Below are 19,065 nucleotides of genomic sequence, written 5' to 3'. Positions count from 1 at the left end.
GGAAGACCCTTGCGGATTTCCTGTGCACACCCGCCGCAACGGCTGTGGTGTGCCGGGGCTCGCTCAGTCGAACCAGCGGTCCCGGGCCAGTTCGTCCGTGCGCGACGGGTCCTCCAACAGGGCCGCGACCTCGAAGCGGCGCGGCCACTGGCCCGCCGCCCAGGCCAGGCCCGCCGCGACGCCCTCCAGGGTCGAGGCGTGCACGGTGCCGTCCGGGGTGCGGCGCCAGTCCAGTTCCACACCGCCCGCACGCAGTTCACCGTGTTCGACGTAGGTGTCAGGGGTGCCCGCGCCGAGCAGGACGCGTACCGAATCCGGCACCCGGTGCTCCTCGCCCTCGCTCGTCACCTCCGCCTCGACGCTCTCGCCGAGCCGCCGCACCTGGAACAGCTCGGCCAGCTCCGCCGCGTTCGCCGGGGCGACCGGCAGGAGCGGTACGCCTTCGGTCAGCGGCAGCAGGTCGGGGGCGTCCGCGATCATCGCGTCCGCCGCGTCGACGACCCGCACCTCGCCGTCGACCACGGCCCGCAGCTCGTCCGGCAGGGTGACCTGCTCCGGGTCGAGGTCGGCCAGGGCCGTGTACAGGGAGTGCAGTTGTACGAGGCCGACCGGCCGGTCCTCGTCCGCGAGCCGGCCGAGGAGTTCGGCGGCGCCGCCCGGCTCGTCCAGCAGGGCGGCGACCGAGGTCCGCACGCCGAGCGAGCGCAGCACCTCGGCGTCGTCGAAGCCCGTCGCGTCGGCGGAGTCGTACAGGCCCGTCAGGCGGGGATCGCCCCCGTCGGCGCGCAGGCCCGCCGGGCGGCGGCCGCCAAGCACCGGGTGGTCGCGCAGCCACCATGCGGTGTACGGGCGCACCGACTGCGTGGTGCCGTCCGGGAGGAGCACCCGCACCGGCTGGGTCAGCGCGTCACGCAGCGGCGGCCGGGCCAGGAGCGCGAGTGCCTGGGGCCAGGCGTCGTCGTCGACCAGGTCCAGGTCGCGCACGGCGACGAGTTCGGTGGCGACCGGTGGCACGGGGGTGTCCGGCAGCTGGTCGAGGATGTCCTCGCACCACACGTCGACGGCGTCCAGCAGCCCGGCGTCGTCGGACTCGGCGAAGTCGCCGTCGCGCGGCTCCAGTTCGTCCGGGTCCAGGACCACGTCGGTGGCGCGCACCAGGGCGAACGTGGCCAGTACCCCGCACGCGGTGAGCGGCTGCTCGCCCCAGCGGTCGGCCAGTTCCTCGTCGCAGAGGGCGAGTTCACCCTCGCGCATGACACCGGCGAACGGGCTGCCGGGCAGCACGAGTTCCCCGGCCGGCGCGAGCTCGCCGTCCTCGTCGGGCAGGGCCAGCGCACCGAGCCAGGGCTCGTCGCCGGGCAGCAGGTCGGCGTCCCGGACCAGGGTGAGGACGGTGTCCACCAGCTCGTCGCCGGTCGGCGCGTCCTCGTCCCAGACCTCGCCCGCGTCCAGCGAACCGGCGACGGCGGCCCGCACCTGCGGGGTCGTCAGCACGGCGCGCGGGGTGGCGGGCAGGGCGCCCAGCTTCTCCAGGAGCGGATGTGCGGCGTCCGGGTGGGCGACCTTCAGCCCGAGCCGGGCCAGCCGGTCCAGTACGGGTGCGGTCAGCGCGTCCGGGAGCGGGAGCAGGATCTGCCGGGGGCCGATGGTGGTGCGCGGTACTGCGGGGGTCTCCGGGTCCGGCCCGTGGGACGCCGTTCCGGCGAGCGGCACCGGCAGACCGGACAGCCGGTCCGGGTCGATACCGGCCAGGCTGTCGTACAGCCGCCGCCACCAGCCCGGATCGCGTTCGAGACCGGCGAGCCGGTCGATCGCCTCGGTCAGCGGCACCCGGGCCACACCGAGCGTACGCAGCTCGACCCGGCGTTCCAGGCCGGCGGGCAGCAGACAGGGCAGCACCTCGGCCAGCACCGCGACCGTCCCGGCGCCCACGCCCTCCAGCACCTCCGCCTCGATGGGCCGCAGGGCCGTGGTCGCCGTACGGGCACCGCCCGGCCCGGCGTCCCAGTTCTCCCACTGGTCGGGCTCGGCGGCCGGGTCGCGCGGCGCGGCCGGCTCCAGGAACGCGACGCGCGGCAGCCGCTCCAGGATCGCGGCCCGCAGCGCCCCGTCCAACCCGCCCTTGCCCAGCGGACCGGGCACCAGAGCGATGGTGGCGACTGAGACCGGCTGCCAGTCGGCGAGCAGTTCGGCGTACGCGTCGGCCGCGCGCTGCACCAGGAAGTCGGTGAGCGGGCCGGGCGCGGGGTGGCGGCGCGTGGTGTCCAGCGGAAGCGACGCGATGAGCAGCGCGGGTACGCCGAGCGGTTCGTCGGTGGGCGTCGGGGCGTGCACCACGGGGGCGGTACGGGGGTGGACCGGGGCGCCCTCCGCGTCCACGGGGACGGCCCAGGTCACCGACCAGTGCGGGCGCAGCCGTTCCTCCAGCGGGCGGTCGGCGAGCAGGGCGGGCTCGACGGGGCCGTGGTGGGCGACGGTGCGCCAGCGGTTCGTACCGTGCGCGGAGTCGACGACGTGGGTGTACGGGCCGTGCTGCGAGCGCGTCAACGTCCGTACGGTTTCCGGGGTTTCGATGACGATCTCGTCGAGGCCGCGCAGGGTGAGCAGCAGTGCGTCGTCCACCGCGCCGAGCAGCCGGCCGACCAGGTCCTCGGCGCCGCCGTCGCGCAGCGGCAGGACGACGACGGTGTCGTAGCCGTCCGGTGCGGTGCCCTCGGCGGGCAGCGGGAGCCGCAGCAGCGGTACGTGGCCGTCGCGGCGGCGGAGCTCGTCGCCGAGGCCGGGGCTGCCGACGGCGGCTTCCCGGGCGAGCTCGCGGGCCTCGGCCAGGGACCAGCGCACGCCACCGTGCCGGCCGACGACGGCGGGTTCGTCGCTCACCGCGAGCACGGCGGCGAACCCGACGCCGAACCTGCCGACGGCGCCCTCGTGCCCCTCGCGCTTGGCGGAGGCGCGCAGGGTGGACAGCGATTCGACACCGGTGGCGTCCAGCGGAGCCCCGGTGTTCGCGGCGGCGAGGACGGCGGGGGCGCCGTCGGTCGCCGGGTGCAGGGTGAGGCGGAGCCGGCCGGGTGCGTGGGCGCGGGCGGCGGCGTCCGCGGCGTTCTGGGCGAGCTCGACGACGAGGCGGTCGCGGTAGCCGCCGAGTGCGAGGTCCTCCTCGGCGTTGGCGTCCTCGCGGAAGCGGGCGGGGCCGGCGCCCCACGCGTCGAGCACGCCGCGGCGGAGCCGTGCGGTGCCGAATGGGTCGGCCCCTTCGGTCGCGTTCATGCTCACGCTGTGACTCCCTCTTCCGGTGACGGGTACCCGTGCCGCCAAGTGTGCGCCCGAAGCTACCGGGTCCCGGCCCGCGCCCGCGTTGTCCTCAATCGCCGGACGGGCTGGATTTCCTCGGCCCGCCGTGCAGCACCGGTTCTGTCCTCAATCGCCGGACGGGCTTGATTTCCTCGGCCCGCCCCGGCGCACCGGGTCCGTCCTCAAACGCCGGACGGGCTGGAATGCGCCCTGAACCCATCCCGCGACCGACGACAGCGCGCCCGCCAGAACAAGCCGGTCCGGCGATCGAGGACGGGGCCGGTACGCCAAACCCAAGCCCATCCCCGCCACCGGAGGACGGAACCGGTACGCCAAACCAAGCCCATCCCACGATCGAGGACAGGGCCAATACGCCAAACCCAAGCCCATCCCGCCACCGGACGACGGAACCGGTACGCCAAACCAAGCCCGTCCGGCGATTGAGGACGGAACCCGTACGCCGGGGCGGCCCGCGCCGGGCGGGAAACGCCTGGGCGCCGCCTACGAGTGGCCGAGGTCCTCCGGCGGGGTGTCCGGGCCCACCGGCACGGAGCCGGAATCCCGCTCCGGACGCAGCGGGTACTCGTCCACCTGCATCGTGTCCAGCGCATGCGGCACCGGCTTCGGCGGCTTCGGCATCACCGCGGCCTCCGAATGCCCACCGCACCCGTAGGACAGGGACACCACGTGCCCGTCCGCCGGACCGAACTCGTTCGCGCACACACCGAAGGCCTGCTTCAGCGAGCCCGCGAGCGGTACCAGGAAGGCGCAGGACACACAGGAGGCCGGCGCCGCCTGAGCCATCGGGGTCTTCGCGCCGAACCCCTCGTCCCAGCGGTCGGCCGCCGCGTGCAGCCCGTACCGGGACAGCACCCGCGCCCGCCGCATTCCGAGCTCGTCCGCCACCGCCGCGATCGAACCGCGTCGCGGCGCGTCCGGGCGCGTCGTAAGCTCCGCGTCCTCCGACTCGACCAGGTCGGCCAGCTCGCCCGTGACGCCCTCGACGACGGAGTTGGGCGGCGGCTCGTCGTCGCCGGTGTAACCGGGCTCGAGCCGCAGATCGTCCGCCTCGGTGGGCAGCAGGTCCCCGGGCCCCATGTCGCCCGGCCGCAGCCGCTCGCTCCACGGCACCCACTCCGGCGCGAGCAGCGCGTCGCCGCCGGGCAGCAGCACCGTCTCGTCCAGTGTGACGTTCTTCGCCCGGGAGGCCCTGGCGACCGTCACCGCCCAGCGCCAGCCGCGGTAGGCGGGGTCCTTGCACTCGAAGTAGTGCGTGACGACCCGGTCCCCCTCGGGGACCACGTCCACATGCTCACCCACGACCCCTGGCGCGGCTGCCTCCTCGGCCGCCGCGCGGGCGAGGTCTACCGCCTCGGCGCACAGACGGTCGGGAACAGGGGTACGGGCCGTACGGCTTCGCGTCGTCGCAGCACTCACAGGTCTCGCTTCTCTCCTACGCCAGTCTCACGAGCGCGCCAGCACATCCATCGATTTCGGCCATACGGTTGCGGGCGGAGCGGACCTGGGGGCCGCGTCGACGTCCACACCCGTTGTGCCTGCCTCGGGCGCACCTTCCGCAACCCATTCTGCGGGATCGCCGAGAGGCGCGCGGCCAAGAACAACCGCCGGTGGCGCGCTACGCACGCTACCCTCTCCGCCGCTTCCCGCCCACCTGCCCGTCCCAAACGAGGCCGTATCCGGTGCCGTGTCCCGTGTGAAGAGCGCGGTCCGGACATCCGTATTCACCGGCCCGCACCCCCTGCGACCTGGCCGGTCGCTGACCCGACGGGGCGGTACGCACCGCGCCCCGCGCCTGTCCCGGTTCGCAACCACGGGTACTGGGGCAGTATGACCAAGTGGCTTCTGCCAGGTCGCACGACGGATCCGGCCCGCTCCGCAGAACGGGCCGGACGGTCGGTCATGCCCTGCGCAGCCCGTTCACCGGGACCGCCCGGGGCATCCGCAAGGCCACGCACGCCCACGGCGCCGGTGAGTCCGGGCTCGGCAAGCTGATCGAACTGCACGCGGTGAACGGCGCGGGCGACGTCATGATCACGGTCGCGCTGGCGTCCACCGTGTTCTTCTCCGTACCGACCGACCAGGCCCGCGGCCGGGTCGCGCTGTACCTCGCCGTCACGATGGCACCGTTCATCGTCCTCGCCCCGGTCATCGGCCCGCTCCTGGACCACCTTCCGCACGGCCGCCGCGCCGCGATGGCGGGCTCCATGCTGGCCCGTGCGCTGCTGGCGCTCACCATGTCGGGCGCGGTCGCCACCGGTGGCCTGGAGCTGTATCCGGCGGCCCTGGGCGTCCTGGTCTGCTCGAAGGCGTACGGAGTCGTGCGCAGCGCCGTCGTACCGCGCCTGCTGCCACCCCGCTTCTCCCTGGTGAAGGCGAACTCACGGGTCACCCTCGCCGGTCTCCTCGCGACGGGCGCCGCTGCTCCGATCGGGGCAGGGCTCCAGAGCATCGGCCCGCCTTGGCCGCTCTACGGGGCGTCCGCGATCTTCGTCTGCGGTGCCGTCCTCGCCTTCACCCTGCCGCCCAAGGTGGACTCGGCGAAGGGTGAGAGCAAGGCACGTCTCGTGAAGCCGCACGAGGGTGCCGTCCGGCCCGAGCCGGCGCGGAAATCCGCCACGCCCGGGACGGAAAGGAAGGCGGCCAGAACCAAGGAGAAGAAGGAGAAGGGCGAGAAACGGCCGGGGCTGCGGTCGGTCGGCCCCTCCGTCCTGCACGGACTGCAGGCCAACGCCGCGCACCGCGCGCTCTCCGGTTTCCTGATCTTCTTCCTGGCGTTCCTGCTGCGCGAGCAGCCCCTCTCCGGCCAGAGCGCCGCGATCTCGCTCGGCATCGTCGGCGTGGCGGCCGGTACGGGCAACGCGCTGGGCACCGCGGTCGGCTCCTGGCTCAGGGCGCGCGGACCGGAAGTGATCATCGCCGGGGTGCTGGGCCTGGCGCTCGGCGTCGCCGTGCTGGCCGCGGCCTTCTTCAGCACGGTGATGGTCGCCGCGCTCGCCGCCACGGCGGGCTTCACCCAGGCGCTGTCGAAGCTCTCACTGGACGCGATGATCCAGCGCGATGTGCCGGAGGAGGTGCGGACCTCCGCGTTCGCACGGTCCGAGACGCTGCTCCAGATGTCGTGGGTGGCCGGCGGTGCGATCGGTATCGCGCTCCCCCTCAACGGCGTACTGGGCATGGCGGTCGCCGCGGGGCTCCTCGCGCTCGGCGCGGCGGCCTCCGTACGGGGGCTGCTGGGCGCGGCGCGGCGCGGCTCGCCGCACCCCCGCGTGGCATGAGCCGGAGCGACCGATAGCCTTCGGCCCATGACCGTTGCGTTCTTCTCCGGTAAGGGCCGTCGAATCGGCGTCGCTCTTGGTGCCGTGTCCGCGGGACTCCTTGTCCTCTCCGCCTGCGACAAGCCGACGCCGCTCGCCACCGTGACGGTCGGCGACAACTCGGTGAACACCGAGGCGTCCTGCTACAACGACGGCAACGCCCTCAAGGAATCCGATATCCAGGGCTGCCTCAACAAGAAGGCCGAGAAGACCGTCAAGGTCGCGATGGACGACAAGGTCCGCTTCGGCGTGGACCCCGGCGTCGCGGACAACGGCTGGACGCTCTTCATCAACGGCCAGCAGGCCGAGCAGGAGCCGTACAAGAAGACCTACCGGTCCATCCCGGGCAGCGCCTTCTTCTCCAGCCAGAGCGGCGAGGCCACCGCGAGCAAGACGCAGATCAGCATCGTGGAGACCAAGGGCAAGAAGCTCACCGGCATCTGGCACTTCGAGCTCAAGAAGACCGACTGACCCCCTCCTGACCGCGGAGGATCTCCCCGTGCGTGTGCTCGTAGTGACCGCTGTCCCGGTGGAACGGGACGCGGTCACGCGTGCGTCCGGGGCCGGTGACGAGGTGTCAGTGCGCCGGGTGCCGGGTGCGGAGATCCACCGCGCGGGCCCCTTCGACGTCCTCGCGGGCGGCGCGGGACCGGCCGCCGCGGCGGCCTCCGCCGCGTTCGCCCTGGCTTCGGCCCCGGCCCCGGAACGCTACGACCTGGTGATCTCGGCCGGCATCGGCGGCGGGTTCCCCGGTGTCGCCCCGGTCGGCTCCCTCGTCGTGGCCGGCCGCATCGGCGCGGCCGACCTGGGCGCCGAGACCCCCGCGGGCTTCGTGCCCGTCACCGGTCTCGGCTTCGGCCGGGTGTGGCACCTCCCGCCGCGTTCGCTCGTGCGCGCCGTGTCCGCCGCGACCGGGGCGGTGACCGGCGACATCCTCACCGTCTCCACCGTGACCGGCAGCGCGGAGCGCGCCGCCGCCCTCCTCTGCGCACACCCCGGGGCCGTCGCCGAGGCCATGGAGGGCTTCGGGGTCGCGGAGGCGGCCGAGCTGACCGGTGTGCCCGTCCTGGAGATCAGAGCCGTCTCCAACGCCGTCGGCCCCCGCGACCGCGACGCCTGGCGCATCGGCGACGCGCTGACCGCGCTCACCGACGCGTTCGGGAAGCTCATACCCGTACTGGAAGGCTGGACCCACCATGACCGAAACGACTCCTGACCCGCTGCGGATCGCCTTCTCGCCGTGCCCGAACGACACGTTCGTCTTCGACGCCTGGGCGCACGGAAGGGTCCCCGGCGCGCCCGCCCTCGATGTCACCTTCGCCGACATCGACCTCACCAACGGCATGGCCGAGCGCGGCGAGCTGGATGTGCTCAAGGTCTCGTACGCGGTACTGCCGTGGGTCCTCCAGGAGTACGCGCTGCTGCCGTGCGGCGGCGCGCTGGGCCGGGGCTGCGGGCCGCTCGTCCTCACGAAGGAGGCGGGCACCGACCTGACGGGGAAGACCGTCGCCGTGCCGAGCGAGCGCTCGACCGCGTACCTGCTGTTCCGGCTCTGGGCCGCGGACGTGGTGCCGGGCGGGGTCGGCGAGGTCGTCGTCATGCCGTTCAACGAGATCATGCCGGCGGTACGGGACGGCAAGGTGGACGCCGGTCTCGTCATCCACGAGGCGCGCTTCACGTACCAGGAGTACGGCCTGCACAACCTGGCCGACATGGGACGGCACTGGGAGGACACCACCGGTCTGCCGATCCCGCTCGGCGCGATCATCGCGAAGCGGTCGCTGGGCGCGGACACGCTGAAGCTGCTCGCCGAGTCGGTGCGCACGTCGGTACGGATGGCGTGGGACGACCCGGAGGCCTCCCGCCCGTACGTGCGGGCGCACGCGCAGGAACTGGACCCGTCCGTAGCCGACCAGCACATCGGTCTGTACGTGAACGAGTTCACCGCCGACCTCGGGGAGGACGGCTACGCGGCGATCCGCGGCCTGCTGACGCGCGCCGCGGCCGAGGGGCTCGTGCCGCCCCTCGGCCCGGACGCGCTGTCGTTCGTCTGACGGCCGCTTCTGCCCCTGGCCCCTGCCCGGGGCGTGTTTCGAAAGCAGTGCCGTCCGCCCCCACGGGGTGGGCGGCACTTTCGATGCGCCCCAAGGACGGGACGGCCCTTAGACGTCGAGCTGGTCCGCGACCGCACGCAGCAGGCCGGCGATCTTGGCGCCCGCCGCCCTGTCGGGGTAGCGGCCGCGCTCCAGCATCGGCGTGATGTTCTCCAGCACGGTCGTCAGGTCCTGCACGATCGAGGCCAGCTCGTCGGGCTTACGGCGCTGGGCGGCGGCGACGGACGGGGTGGGGTCGAGGATCGCCACGGACAGTGCCTGGTCACCGCGTTGTCCGGCGACCACGCCGAATTCGACGCGCTGGCCGGGCTTGAGTGCGTCGACTCCGGCGGGGAGCACGGACGAGTGCACGAAGACGTCGCTGCCGTCGTCGCGGGAGAGGAAGCCGAAGCCCTTCTCACTGTTGAACCACTTGACCTTGCCAGTCGGCAAAGCACGCACCCCATCTCAACCTGTATGCCGGAACAAAGCCTCAGCAGGTCAGGCCGTCCAGTGATCGTGCTCCCCCTGCTGGCAGAAGCCTCCACAGGTGAAGTACCCCTCGTCAAGGCTGGTCATCCGGACTCGTGTCCTGAAAGAACTACCCTGACCGGGTGAGTACTTCTCCTTCTGGCGCCGGTGACCTGCTCGTCCGGGTCGGCGCGATCGTCTTCTTCGTCGGCGCGGTGGCGACGCTGGTCACCATGGCCCCGTTGTTCCTCGGCACCGAGCCGTTCCCCTCGATCGCCTACGCGGTCTGCATGCTGATGGGGGTGGGCTTCCTGATCGCGGCGGCGGGCCTGTTCCGCTCGGCCCGCGCGGGGGCGCCGCGCTGAGCGTGGCGTGGCCTCCTGGGACGTGGCTCCTTGGGCATGGCTCCTTGAGCGCAGGCGTGGGGTGCGGGCTCCCCGAAGCTGTTCCGCCCTCAGACGCCGGACGGGTTTGAGACACCCGTCTGCCGCGCGTACCCGCGTACCCACTCCGGGAACTCCGCCAGGGACCGCAGCACCACGTCCGCCCCGGCCCCCCGCAGCGCCGCCTCGTCGCACGGGCCCGTCGTCACACCGACGGACACCGCCGACGCGGCCCGCGCGCCGCGTACGTCGCCGGTGTGGTCGCCGACGTACACCCCGGCCCCGTGCTCCCGCAGCGCCTTCGCCTTCGCCTCGGCCCAGAGCCCGCCCACGATCACGTCGGGCTCGATCCCCAGGTGCGCGAGGTGCATCTTCGCGCTCGGCTCGTACTTGGCGGTGACGACCATCGTCCGGCCGCCGAGGGCCCGTATCGCATCGACGGACTCGCGGGCGCCGGGCATGGCGAGGGACGGCGTGATCGCGTACGTGGGATAGATCTCCCGGTAGCGGTCGGTCATCGCGGCCACCTCGGCGACGGGGAACCAGTTCGCCAGCTCGTCCTCCAGCGGCGGTCCCAGCCTGCTCACCACCAGATCGACGTCGATCGCCACCCCCGTCTCGGCGGCGAGCACCAGGTAGGCGGCCCTGATGCCGGGCCGGGAGTCGATGAGCGTCATGTCCAGGTCGAAGCCGACCGTCAGTGTGTGCGAAGCCATGACTGCCATTGTGCCGAGCCCGCGCAAGACCCCGGCCACCCCCCGACCGGCCCGCACAGGCGGCACCTAGACTTAGGGCCGCCTTACTTCGTTTCGCTTGCCGATTGGGTCCGATGCCAGCCGCCGCACCACGCCGCTCCAGACGCGCTCTCCTGACGGCGGCGGCCGTCGCGGCGTTGCTGTTCGCCGTACTGCTCAGCCTCGCCGTGGGGGCACGGACCATCGCCCCGTCCGCCGTCCTGGACGCCCTGCTGCACGGCGGGCACTCCGACGCCGCCGAGGTCATCCGGAACATGCGGGTGCCCCGCACCCTGATCGGGCTGATGGTCGGCGCCGCGCTCGCCCTCGCCGGCACGGTGTTCCAGGGCATCACCCGCAACCCCATCGCCGACCCCGGCATCCTCGGCATCAGCCAGGGCGCGTCGGTCGGCGTGGTGCTCGCCATCGCGTACGCGGGCATCCACACGCTCACCGGGTACGTCTGGTTCGCCTTCGTGGGCGCTGCGGCGGCCTCCGTCGCCGTGTACGCCATCGCCTCCAGCGGACGCGGCGGCGCCACCCCGGTGAAACTCGCGCTCGGCGGCGCCGCGATCAACGCGCTGCTGGTGTCGGTGACGATGGCCGTACTGACGACGAAGGCGTCCGCGCTGGATGAGTTCCGGTTCTGGCAGGTCGGCTCGATCGCCGGCCGCGAGTCCCAGGTCGCCCAGCAGATCTGGCCGTTCCTGCTGGTGGGGACGGTCCTCGTGCTGTCCGTAGCCCGTGGGCTGGACGCGCTGGCGCTCGGCGAGGACATGGCGAAGGGGCTCGGGCAGAAGATCGCGGCGGTACGGATCGTCGGCGGGATCGGCGCCACCGTGCTCACCGGCGTCGGCGTCGCGGCGGCCGGCCCGATCGCGTTCATCGGCCTCGCCGTCCCGCACATCGCCCGCGCGATCGTCGGCAGCGACCACCGCTGGGTACTGCCGATGGCCGCTCTGATCGGACCCGTGATGCTGCTCGTATCCGATGTGGTCGGCCGGATCGTCTTCCCGCCGAGCGAGATCCCGGCCGGGGTCATGACGGCGCTGATCGGAGTGCCGTTCCTGGTCACGCTGGTGCGCAGGAAGGCGGTGCCCGCGTGAGCGCCACCACGGCCGCCGTGCGGCCCGCCGGATACAGCGTCGTACGGATCGGGGCGCGCGGACGGTTCCTGCTGCACCGCCGGGCCGCCGTCGCCGCCACCGCTCTCGTCGTCCTGCTGGCCGTCGTCTGTGTCGCCTACCTCTGCGTCGGCGAGAGCTTCGTCGCCCCGGGCGAGGTCCTGAAGGTCGTGCTCGGCCGGCCGTCCGCCGACGAACTCGTCGTCGGCACGCTGCGGCTGCCGCGCATGGTCGTCGGCCTGCTCGTCGGCCTGGCCTTCGGGATCGCCGGCGCGCTGATCCAGACCGTGGCCCGCAACCCGCTCGCCAGCCCGGACATCATCGGCATCAGCCAGGGCGCCGGCGCGCTCACGGTCGGCGCGATGACGTTCGGCATCACCTCGTACACCGTGCTGCCGTACCTGTCGGTGATCGGTGGGGTCGCGGCGGCGGCGCTCGTCTACCTCTTCGCCTGGCGCGGCGGACTGCACGCCACCCGGTTCGTGCTCATCGGCATCGGCTTCGCCGTCGCACTGCGATCCGTCACCACCCTGTTCCTGACCAAGGGCGACTACCTCGTCGCCCAGCAGGCGCAGATCTGGATGACCGGTTCGCTCAACGGCCGCGGCTACGCCGAGGCGGCGCCCATCGGCTGGACGCTGCTCGTGCTGCTGCCCGCCGTCCTGTGGGCGGCCCGCGCCCAGCGCACCGTGACCATGGACGACGACACGGCGACCGCGCTCGGCGTGCGGCTGGGCCGGGTCCGACTGGGGCTCGTTGCGCTCGGCGTGATCCTCGCGTCGGTGGCCACCGGGACCGCCGGGCCGGTCGACTTCGTCGCCCTCCTCGCCCCGCAGATCGCCCGCCGGATGACGCGGACGGCACAGATCCCGCTGCTCTGCTCGGCACTGCTGGGCGCGGTGATCGTGGTCTTCGCCGATCTGCTGGCCCGCAGACTCTTCTCCCCCACCGAACTGCCGGTGGGCGTCCTGACGGCGGCGGTCGGCGCCCCGTATCTGATCTGGCTGATCATCCGCGGTCACGGTGGCCGCAGGGGAGGCAACGCATGAACGGGACCCGGCAGCAGGAAGCGGTGACCAGTCGGCTGACGGTGCGTGAGCTGACGCTCGCGTACGAGGAACGCACCGTCGTCCACGAACTGGACCTCGCCGTCCCGGACGGGCGGGTCACCGTCATCGTCGGTCCGAACGCCTGCGGCAAGTCGACGACGCTGCGTGCGCTGGGCCGGCTCCTCAAGCCGCGCGGCGGGGCGGTGCTGCTGGACGGCACCGAGCTGTCGAGGATTCCCACGAAGAAGATCGCCCAGTCGATCGGGCTGCTTCCGCAGACCCCGGTGGCCCCCGAGGCGATCACCGTCTCCGATCTCGTGGCCCGCGGCCGCCAGCCCCACCAGCACTGGTGGCAGCAGTGGTCCCAGGAGGACGAGCGGGCGGTGACGGACGCCATGGAGCGCACCGACATCACCGCGCTCGGCTCCCGTTCGGTGGACGAGCTGTCCGGCGGGCAGCGTCAGCGCGTGTGGATCGCGATGGCGCTGGCCCAGGAGACCGATCTGCTGCTGCTCGACGAGCCGACCACGTATCTCGACATCGCCCACCAGGTGGAGGTCCTCGACCTGGTGCGCCGGCTCGCCGCGCCGGCCGCCGACGGCACCCGCGGCCGGACCGTGGTGACCGTCCTGCACGACCTCAACCAGGCCGCCCGGTACGCCGATCACCTGGTCGCCATGAAGGCGGGCCGGATCGTCGCCGAGGGCCGTCCCGAGGACGTCGTCACCGCCGGTCTCGTCCGGGAGGTCTTCGGTCTGGAGGCCGTGATCGTCCCGGACCCGGTGACGGGGTCGCCGCTCGTCGTGCCGGGGGCGCCGTGGAGCCCGTCGGCCCCCGACCGCTCCACCCCGACCGGCTCCGTCCCCACCGACCGAAAGGCACCGCTCACATGACCGCACCCCTGCGCAACCGACGTGGCATCCTCGCCTGCGCCCTGGCCGTGACGGCGGCACTCACGCTGTCCGCCTGCGGCTCCTCGGACTCGGACTCCTCCGACGCGGGCTCCGGCGGCGGGTCCGGCAGCGGTACGCACACCGTCAGGACGGCCATGGGTGACGTCAAGGTCCCCGACGCGCCGAAGCGGGTCGTCGTCCTGGACACCGCGGAGCTGGACTCGGCGCTCACCCTCGGCGTGAAGCCGGTCGGTGCGACGCACGCGGACGTCAAGTCGGGCTTCCTGGACTACCTGCCGAAGGACCAGGTCGCCGGGATCAAGGATGTCGGCGCGATGATGACGCCGAACCTGGAGTCCATCGCGGCGCTCAAGCCCGATCTGATCCTCACGAGCAAGATCCGGCACGGCGACAAGTACGACGAGCTGAAGAAGATCGCGCCGACCGTGATGACGGAGAACACCGGCTACCCCTGGAAGGCGAACTTCCAGGTCCACGCCGACGCGCTCGGCAAGAAGGCCGAGGCGAAGATGGTCACCACCGACTACGCCTCGCACGTCGCCGACGTCACCGAGGCGCTGGGCGGCAAGGCGAAGGCCTCCGCCACCGACGTCAACCTGGTGCGGTTCGTCGAGGGCGCGGACATCCGCATCTACGGCAGGAAGAACTACATCGGCACGATCCTCGCCGACGTGGGCCTGGGGCGGCCGGCCATCACGGACAAGGCCAAGGACGGCTTCTCGTACGACGTCAGCCCCGAGAAGATCGACCTCGCGGACGCGGACGTCGTCTTCCACTCGACGTACGGCGACCCGAAGAAGTCCAAGGAGACGCAGACCACGGGCAGTGGGCTGTGGAAGAACATGTCCGCGGTGAAGAAGGGCAGGGTCTTCGCGGTCGACGACCAGCTGTGGGTCCAGGGGATCGGCTACACGGCGGCGGACAAGATCCTCAACGAGCTGCTGACGGATCTGAAGAAGTAGCCGGAGGGCGGGGTTCCGGGGTGCGGGTTCTTCTGTCCTCAATCCCCGGACAGGCTTGATTTGGTGGTCCGTGGGGTGCGCTCCGCGCGGTGGGGAGGGGCACCGGCCCCCGCCCACCGGGCACACCCGCCCCCGGACCGGGCTACCGCCGCCGTGCCCGCCACACCAGGAACACGGCCGAGGAGACCGCCGCCGCCCGGATCACCACGGGCCAGACGCCGCTCAGCGCGTCCGCCATGCCGTGTTCGGGGATCGGGGCGCCCCAACGGCCGTCCAGCCGGCCCCACAGCCAGACGAGCCCGGCCACCGCCACCAGGCCGGGCAGCCCCATGACCGCCCACTTCGCCTCCGCGCGAGACAGCTTCCGGGAGCTGTACGCGAGCGCCCAGCCGCCCGCCAGGACCAGCAGGGCCTGCGGGGAGCCCATCACCGCGCCGGCCACCAGCAGTGCGGCGGCGAGCAGCAGCACGGGGTGCGAGAAGCCGCGGGGCCCGGCTTCCCCGCCGGCCCGGCGCAGTCGCGGCCGCCACCGGCGCGGGCGAACCGCCTGCGCCTCCTCGTACTCCTCGTACTCCTCGTCGAGCTCCTCGGACGCCTCGGCCCCGTCGCCGTCGTCGTCGAACTCGTCGTCGTCCTCCGCCACCGGCGGCCGCAGCAGCGCCGGGATCTCCACCCCGCCCCGGAAGCCCGGTACGTCGGTCCCCTCGCCGAACTCGCCGAACGGGCCCGGTTCGACGCGCCACCAGTCCGTCTCGCTCCCGGACGGTCCGAGCTCGTCCGTGCCGGCCCGGTGCGGGGCGGACGGACCTCCGCCGGGTGAAGCCGCCGCCGGAGCCTCGGCGGCATCGGTGGGCGCCTCCGACGCGCCCTTGCGCGAACTGTCTTTACGGACCTCCCCGCGGCCTTTGCGGACCTCCCCGCGGCCGTCCTTGCGGAGCTTCGGCCTGCGTGGCCGCGGGATGCCGGACGCCGCCGCGGGGCCCGGTTCCGGCGTCTGCGGCAGCGCCACCGATCCGTCGGCCGACGAGGCCGCCGCCGCGACCAGTTCGTCGGGGGTGCCGAGCTTCCCGATGATGCGGCGCACCGCCGCCGGCGTGTCCGCGGCCTGTTTCACCCGCTGCCGGTCGATCTCGCCGCGCAGCGCCGACACCAGCTTCATCCGGGTGCCCGAGGACAGCTGTTGCTGCTGCGCCATGTCCCCGACCCGGCTCAGGTAGTCGTAGACCAGCTGATCGCTCTCGATCCCCACGCGATGGTTCCCCTCTCGGCCCTGCACCGACGGTAGCGCCCTCGGGCCCGTCCGGAGCGACTACCGTGGGACGGATGGGGATGACCACACCACCGCGGACGCTGGCCGAGGCTCTGCGCGCCCGGGACGACGAGTCGTTGGGCAGGCTGCTGCGCGCCCGGCCCGACCTCCTCGGCCCCGTGCCCAACGACATCACCCAACTCGCGACGCGGGCCGGCACCCGTGCCTCCGTCGTCCGCGCCCTGGAACACCTCGACCGGTTCGCCCTGCAGACCGCCGAGGCGCTCGCTGTCGCGCCCGATCCCGCTCCGTACGACACGCTGCTCGGCCTGCTCACAGGTGACGGCCGGGACGACGGCGTCCATCACGACGACGCCGGCGCCGCCGTCGTGGACGCGTTGCCGGGGGCCCTGACCACCCTGCGCGAACAGGCCCTCGTCTGGGGCGAGGACGAGCGGCTGCACCTGGTGCGGACCGCCCGTGAACTTCTCTCCCCCTCGCCGCAGCACCCCTCCCCCACCGGTCTCGGACCGACGGTCGCGGAGGCCACGTCCGGTATGTCGCCTGGGCGGCTCCAGGAGATCCTCGCCACCGCCGGACTGCCCGCCACCCACGACCCGGTCTCCGCGGTGACCGCCCTGGCCGCCCTGTTCACCGACCGGGCCCGGATGGGCGAACTCCTCGACGCCGCCCCGGTGGAGGCGCTGTCGGTGCTGGACCGGCTGGTCTGGGGGCCGCCGTACGGCGAGGTGACCCCGAACCCCACCCCGCCCGTGAAGTGGCTGCGCGACCGCGGGCTGCTGCTGCCGGTGTCGACCCGCACGGTCGTGCTGCCGCGCGAGGCCGCTCTGCATCTGCGGGCCGGGCGCGCCCACCGGGTGCCCGAGCCGCGGCCGCCGGCCGTGGTCGCCGTCGCCGAACGCGATCCACAGGCTGTGGACAGTGCGGCGGCGGGCCAGGCGTTCCTGTCGGTGTCCACCGTCGAGGAGCTGCTGAAGAGCTGGAACGGCGGCGGCCCGGCCATACTGCGGGCCGGCGGTCTCAGCGTCCGCGAGCTGAAGAAGACGGCTGCGGCGCTGGACGTGTCGGAGCCCGTCGCCGCGTTCTGGATCGAACTGGCCTACGCGGCGGGGCTGCTGGCCTCCGACGGCGAGGCCGACGAGCGGTACGCGCCGACCCCCGCGTACGACGACTGGACCGAACTCCCCGCCGAGGACCGCTGGGTACGCCTCGCCTCCGCCTGGCTCGCCGCCACCCGCACCCCGGGACTGGTCGGCGGCCAGGACGCGAAGGGCCGGGCGCTGTCCACCCTCGGCCCCGACCTGGACCGCTCCGCCGCGCCCGAGGTCCGCCACCGTGTACTGGCCCTGCTCGCCGCGCTGCCCGCCGGCACCGCACCGGACCCGGAGACGCTGCTCGCCCGGCTCCGCTGGGAGCGCCCGCTGCGCGGGGCCTCCGCCTCCGCCGGGGACACCACCGATCTGCGGTCCCGGATCGCGCTGTGGACGCTGAACGAGTCCGAACTCCTCGGCATCACCGGCCGCGGCGCCCTCGCCTCGCAGTCCCGCGCCCTGCTGGCCACCGGTCCCGCCGAGGCCGCCGCCCTGCTCGCCCCGCTCATCCCGGAGCCGCTCGACCACGTCCTGCTCCAGGCCGACCTGACCGCCGTCGCGCCGGGCCCGCTGGAGCGCCCGCTCGCGGACATGCTCGCCGCTGTCGCGGACATCGAGTCGAAGGGCGGGGCGACGGTCTACCGGTTCACGCCCGGGTCCGTGCGCCGCGGCCTGGACGCGGGACAGTCCGCCGCGGACCTGCACGCCTTCCTCGCCGCGCACAGCCGTACGCCGGTGCCGCAGCCGCTCAGCTACCTCATCGACGACGTCGCCAGGCGGCACGGCCATCTGCGGATCGGTGTCGCGTCCTCGTACGTGCGCTGCGACGACGAGGCCGTCCTCAACGAGATCCTCGCCGACCGGCGCTCGGCCACCCTGCGGCTGCGGCGCCTCGCTCCCACGGCCCTGGCCGCCCAGATCGATCCGGCCTCGCTCCTGGAGGGGCTGCGCGAACTGGGTTACGCGCCCGCCGCGGAGTCCGCCGACGGCGATGTCCTGATCACCCGCGCGGGTGCCCGCCGCACCCCGCCGCGGACCGCCCCGGCGCCCGTGCCGGAGGGCCCGCCGGTTCCCGACCCCACCCTGCTGGGGGCGGCGGTCCGGGCGATCCGGGCCGGGGACACGGCGGCGACGGTCGTCCACAAGGACACCGGGCCCGGCTCCGGGCCCGCCGCGTCGCCGGGCGCGCTGCCGCGCACGACGTCCGCCGAGACGCTGGTCACCGTCCAGGCCGCGGCGATGACGGGCTCGGCGATCTGGATCGGCTACGTGAACGCGGAGGGCACCGCCAGCCAGCGCGTGATCGCCCCGGTCCGGGTCGAGGGCGGTTACGTGACGGCGTACGACCACACGGCCGACGAGGTCCGCACGTACCCCCTGCACCGGATCACGGGCGTGGCGGAACTGGCCGACGACCAGACGGCGTGACAGCCCGGGTCCCACTCATTGCTTCAGCACGGCGCAGACCTTGCGCGCGCCGTTGAAGACCGGCCAGGAGAGCGTCTGCCGGCCGGTCTGCCGGGGGCAGCTGCCCCCGTTCAGCACCGCCGTGATCGCCATGATCGCGTTCTGGCCCTTCGGTACGTCCGTCCGACTGCATCCCCAGACGCTGAACAGCCGCCCCGTGCCCCGGAGGGACCCGTCGGCCTGTTTGGTCAGTGTCGCGGGGAAGCACTGCCCCGCGACGAACACGCGGTCCAGGCACAGGGCGACGGAGGACCCGTCGTGGTTGACGTGGCCCCAGCCGTGCCGGCCCCCGCCCTCGGGGCAGCCGGTGGTGGACGCCGTCACCATCGTCACCTTCGAGAAGGCGAAGTTCGTTCCGCAGTCGACCACCAGGGGCCGGTCCCGGTTCAGCTTGCCCCAGCCCTCGTCGTACACGTTGAGGCAGGCGCCGACGCCTGCGGACGCGAACGCGACGTCGACCGGGTCCGGTGGATCAGGGGCCGGGGAGGGGCTGGGGCTGCTCGGGCTCGGGCTCGGGCTCGGGGAGGCGTCCTCCTCGTGTTCCTCGCCGTCCCCGCCGCCCGACCGCGGCCCGGGGTCCGGGTCCGGCACGCGCGCGCTGGGGGGCGCACCGGTGGTGATCGCGCTGTCCGGGGTCTTCTGTCCGCCGGTGGACGCGGCTTCCTGCCACGGCTGCCACACGCCGAGGAGAACGACGAGACCCACGAGGGCGGCGAGCGCCGCCGACGAGGCACTGACGAAGTAGGTACTGGTGATGTCGCGGCCGGCCACCGTGATCCGGGAGCGCCCGGACCCGTGCGCGGTGATCCGGGTCCCGCCGGCCCCGTCGCGGTCCCCGTCGCCCGAATCTCCCGGGGCCCCGCCGGAGTAGCTCAAGC

The 19,065-nt window shown here is 73.4% G+C and carries 16 protein-coding genes; 10 read left to right on the top strand and 6 right to left on the bottom strand.

Annotation, left to right across the window (positions count from 1 at the left end; all coding sequences use genetic code 11):
* Window positions 1-63 precede the first annotated feature (63 nt).
* Both ACFVJX_RS07405 and ACFVJX_RS07400 read right to left on the bottom strand, forming a co-directional pair.
* Window positions 64-3,270 carry a sacsin N-terminal ATP-binding-like domain-containing protein gene (locus ACFVJX_RS07405; protein WP_384126188.1) on the bottom strand — a complete coding sequence of 1,069 codons (3,207 nt, stop codon included), beginning with the start codon at window positions 3,268-3,270 and terminating at the stop codon, window positions 64-66.
* A 525-nt stretch (window positions 3,271-3,795) separates the two neighbouring features.
* Window positions 3,796-4,731, bottom strand: a complete 936-nt coding sequence (locus ACFVJX_RS07400; RefSeq protein ID WP_384126125.1) for a DUF3027 domain-containing protein — start codon at window positions 4,729-4,731, stop codon at window positions 3,796-3,798.
* Between the two features lie 419 nt (window positions 4,732-5,150).
* On the opposite strand from ACFVJX_RS07400, the gene ACFVJX_RS07395 reads away from it, so the two are divergent.
* From ACFVJX_RS07395 to ACFVJX_RS07380, 4 genes are read left to right on the top strand one after another with little or no spacing between them, the layout of a single operon-like run.
* The gene (locus ACFVJX_RS07395; protein WP_384126127.1) at window positions 5,151-6,590 is read left to right on the top strand and encodes an MFS transporter; all 1,440 of its coding nucleotides are present in this window, start codon (window positions 5,151-5,153) and stop codon (window positions 6,588-6,590) included.
* Window positions 6,591-6,617: 27 nt separating this feature from the next.
* Window positions 6,618-7,100 carry a DUF2771 domain-containing protein gene (locus tag ACFVJX_RS07390; protein WP_384126129.1) on the top strand — a complete coding sequence of 161 codons (483 nt, stop codon included), beginning with the start codon at window positions 6,618-6,620 and terminating at the stop codon, window positions 7,098-7,100.
* Between the two features lie 28 nt (window positions 7,101-7,128).
* Window positions 7,129-7,845: a futalosine hydrolase gene (locus tag ACFVJX_RS07385; RefSeq protein ID WP_384126131.1), complete on the top strand. Its 717-nt coding sequence runs from the start codon at window positions 7,129-7,131 to the stop codon at window positions 7,843-7,845.
* On the top strand, window positions 7,826-8,683 hold the full coding sequence (locus ACFVJX_RS07380; protein ID WP_384126133.1) for a 1,4-dihydroxy-6-naphthoate synthase: 858 nt from the start codon (window positions 7,826-7,828) through the stop codon (window positions 8,681-8,683). The genes ACFVJX_RS07385 and ACFVJX_RS07380 overlap by 20 nt, the downstream gene beginning before the upstream one ends.
* Window positions 8,684-8,791: 108 nt before the next feature.
* Here ACFVJX_RS07380 and ACFVJX_RS07375 read toward each other — a convergent pair whose 3' ends face one another.
* On the bottom strand, window positions 8,792-9,175 hold the full coding sequence (locus ACFVJX_RS07375; protein ID WP_384126135.1) for a cold-shock protein: 384 nt from the start codon (window positions 9,173-9,175) through the stop codon (window positions 8,792-8,794).
* Between the two features lie 161 nt (window positions 9,176-9,336).
* Here ACFVJX_RS07375 and ACFVJX_RS07370 point away from each other — a divergent pair, with 161 nt between their 5' ends.
* Window positions 9,337-9,558 (top strand): hypothetical protein, encoded by a 222-nt coding sequence (locus ACFVJX_RS07370; protein ID WP_384126137.1) that lies wholly within the window; start codon window positions 9,337-9,339, stop codon window positions 9,556-9,558.
* Between the two features lie 89 nt (window positions 9,559-9,647).
* Here ACFVJX_RS07370 and ACFVJX_RS07365 read toward each other — a convergent pair whose 3' ends face one another.
* A complete protein-coding gene (locus tag ACFVJX_RS07365) occupies window positions 9,648-10,292 on the bottom strand; it encodes an HAD family hydrolase (protein ID WP_384126139.1) in 645 nt (214 codons plus the stop codon).
* Window positions 10,293-10,405: 113 nt separating this feature from the next.
* Between ACFVJX_RS07365 and ACFVJX_RS07360 the strand changes: the two genes are divergently transcribed.
* From ACFVJX_RS07360 to ACFVJX_RS07345, 4 genes are read left to right on the top strand one after another with little or no spacing between them, the layout of a single operon-like run.
* On the top strand, window positions 10,406-11,416 hold the full coding sequence (locus ACFVJX_RS07360; RefSeq protein WP_384126141.1) for a FecCD family ABC transporter permease: 1,011 nt from the start codon (window positions 10,406-10,408) through the stop codon (window positions 11,414-11,416).
* The gene (locus ACFVJX_RS07355; protein ID WP_384126143.1) at window positions 11,413-12,483 is read left to right on the top strand and encodes a FecCD family ABC transporter permease; all 1,071 of its coding nucleotides are present in this window, start codon (window positions 11,413-11,415) and stop codon (window positions 12,481-12,483) included. The genes ACFVJX_RS07360 and ACFVJX_RS07355 overlap by 4 nt, the downstream gene beginning before the upstream one ends.
* Window positions 12,480-13,376, top strand: a complete 897-nt coding sequence (locus ACFVJX_RS07350) for an ABC transporter ATP-binding protein (protein ID WP_384126144.1) — start codon at window positions 12,480-12,482, stop codon at window positions 13,374-13,376. Before ACFVJX_RS07355 ends, ACFVJX_RS07350 begins: the two co-directional genes overlap by 4 nt.
* Window positions 13,373-14,359, top strand: a complete 987-nt coding sequence (locus ACFVJX_RS07345; RefSeq protein WP_384126147.1) for an ABC transporter substrate-binding protein — start codon at window positions 13,373-13,375, stop codon at window positions 14,357-14,359. Before ACFVJX_RS07350 ends, ACFVJX_RS07345 begins: the two co-directional genes overlap by 4 nt.
* A 142-nt stretch (window positions 14,360-14,501) precedes the next feature.
* Here ACFVJX_RS07345 and ACFVJX_RS07340 read toward each other — a convergent pair whose 3' ends face one another.
* Window positions 14,502-15,608: a hypothetical protein gene (locus ACFVJX_RS07340; RefSeq protein ID WP_384126149.1), complete on the bottom strand. Its 1,107-nt coding sequence runs from the start codon at window positions 15,606-15,608 to the stop codon at window positions 14,502-14,504.
* A 74-nt stretch (window positions 15,609-15,682) separates the two neighbouring features.
* Here ACFVJX_RS07340 and ACFVJX_RS07335 point away from each other — a divergent pair, with 74 nt between their 5' ends.
* Window positions 15,683-18,148, top strand: coding sequence for a helicase C-terminal domain-containing protein (locus ACFVJX_RS07335; RefSeq protein WP_384126151.1), 2,466 nt, complete (start codon window positions 15,683-15,685; stop codon window positions 18,146-18,148).
* 15 nt (window positions 18,149-18,163) lie between these two features.
* Here the strand turns inward: ACFVJX_RS07335 and ACFVJX_RS07330 are convergent, their stop codons facing one another.
* Window positions 18,164-19,063 carry a hypothetical protein gene (locus tag ACFVJX_RS07330; RefSeq protein ID WP_384126153.1) on the bottom strand — a complete coding sequence of 300 codons (900 nt, stop codon included), beginning with the start codon at window positions 19,061-19,063 and terminating at the stop codon, window positions 18,164-18,166.
* Window positions 19,064-19,065: the final 2 nt, after the last annotated feature.

This window comes from Streptomyces sp. NPDC127177, assembly GCF_042672475.1.
Lineage (GTDB): Bacteria > Actinomycetota > Actinomycetes > Streptomycetales > Streptomycetaceae > Streptomyces.
This window is presented reverse-complemented; position numbering and strand designations above follow the sequence as displayed.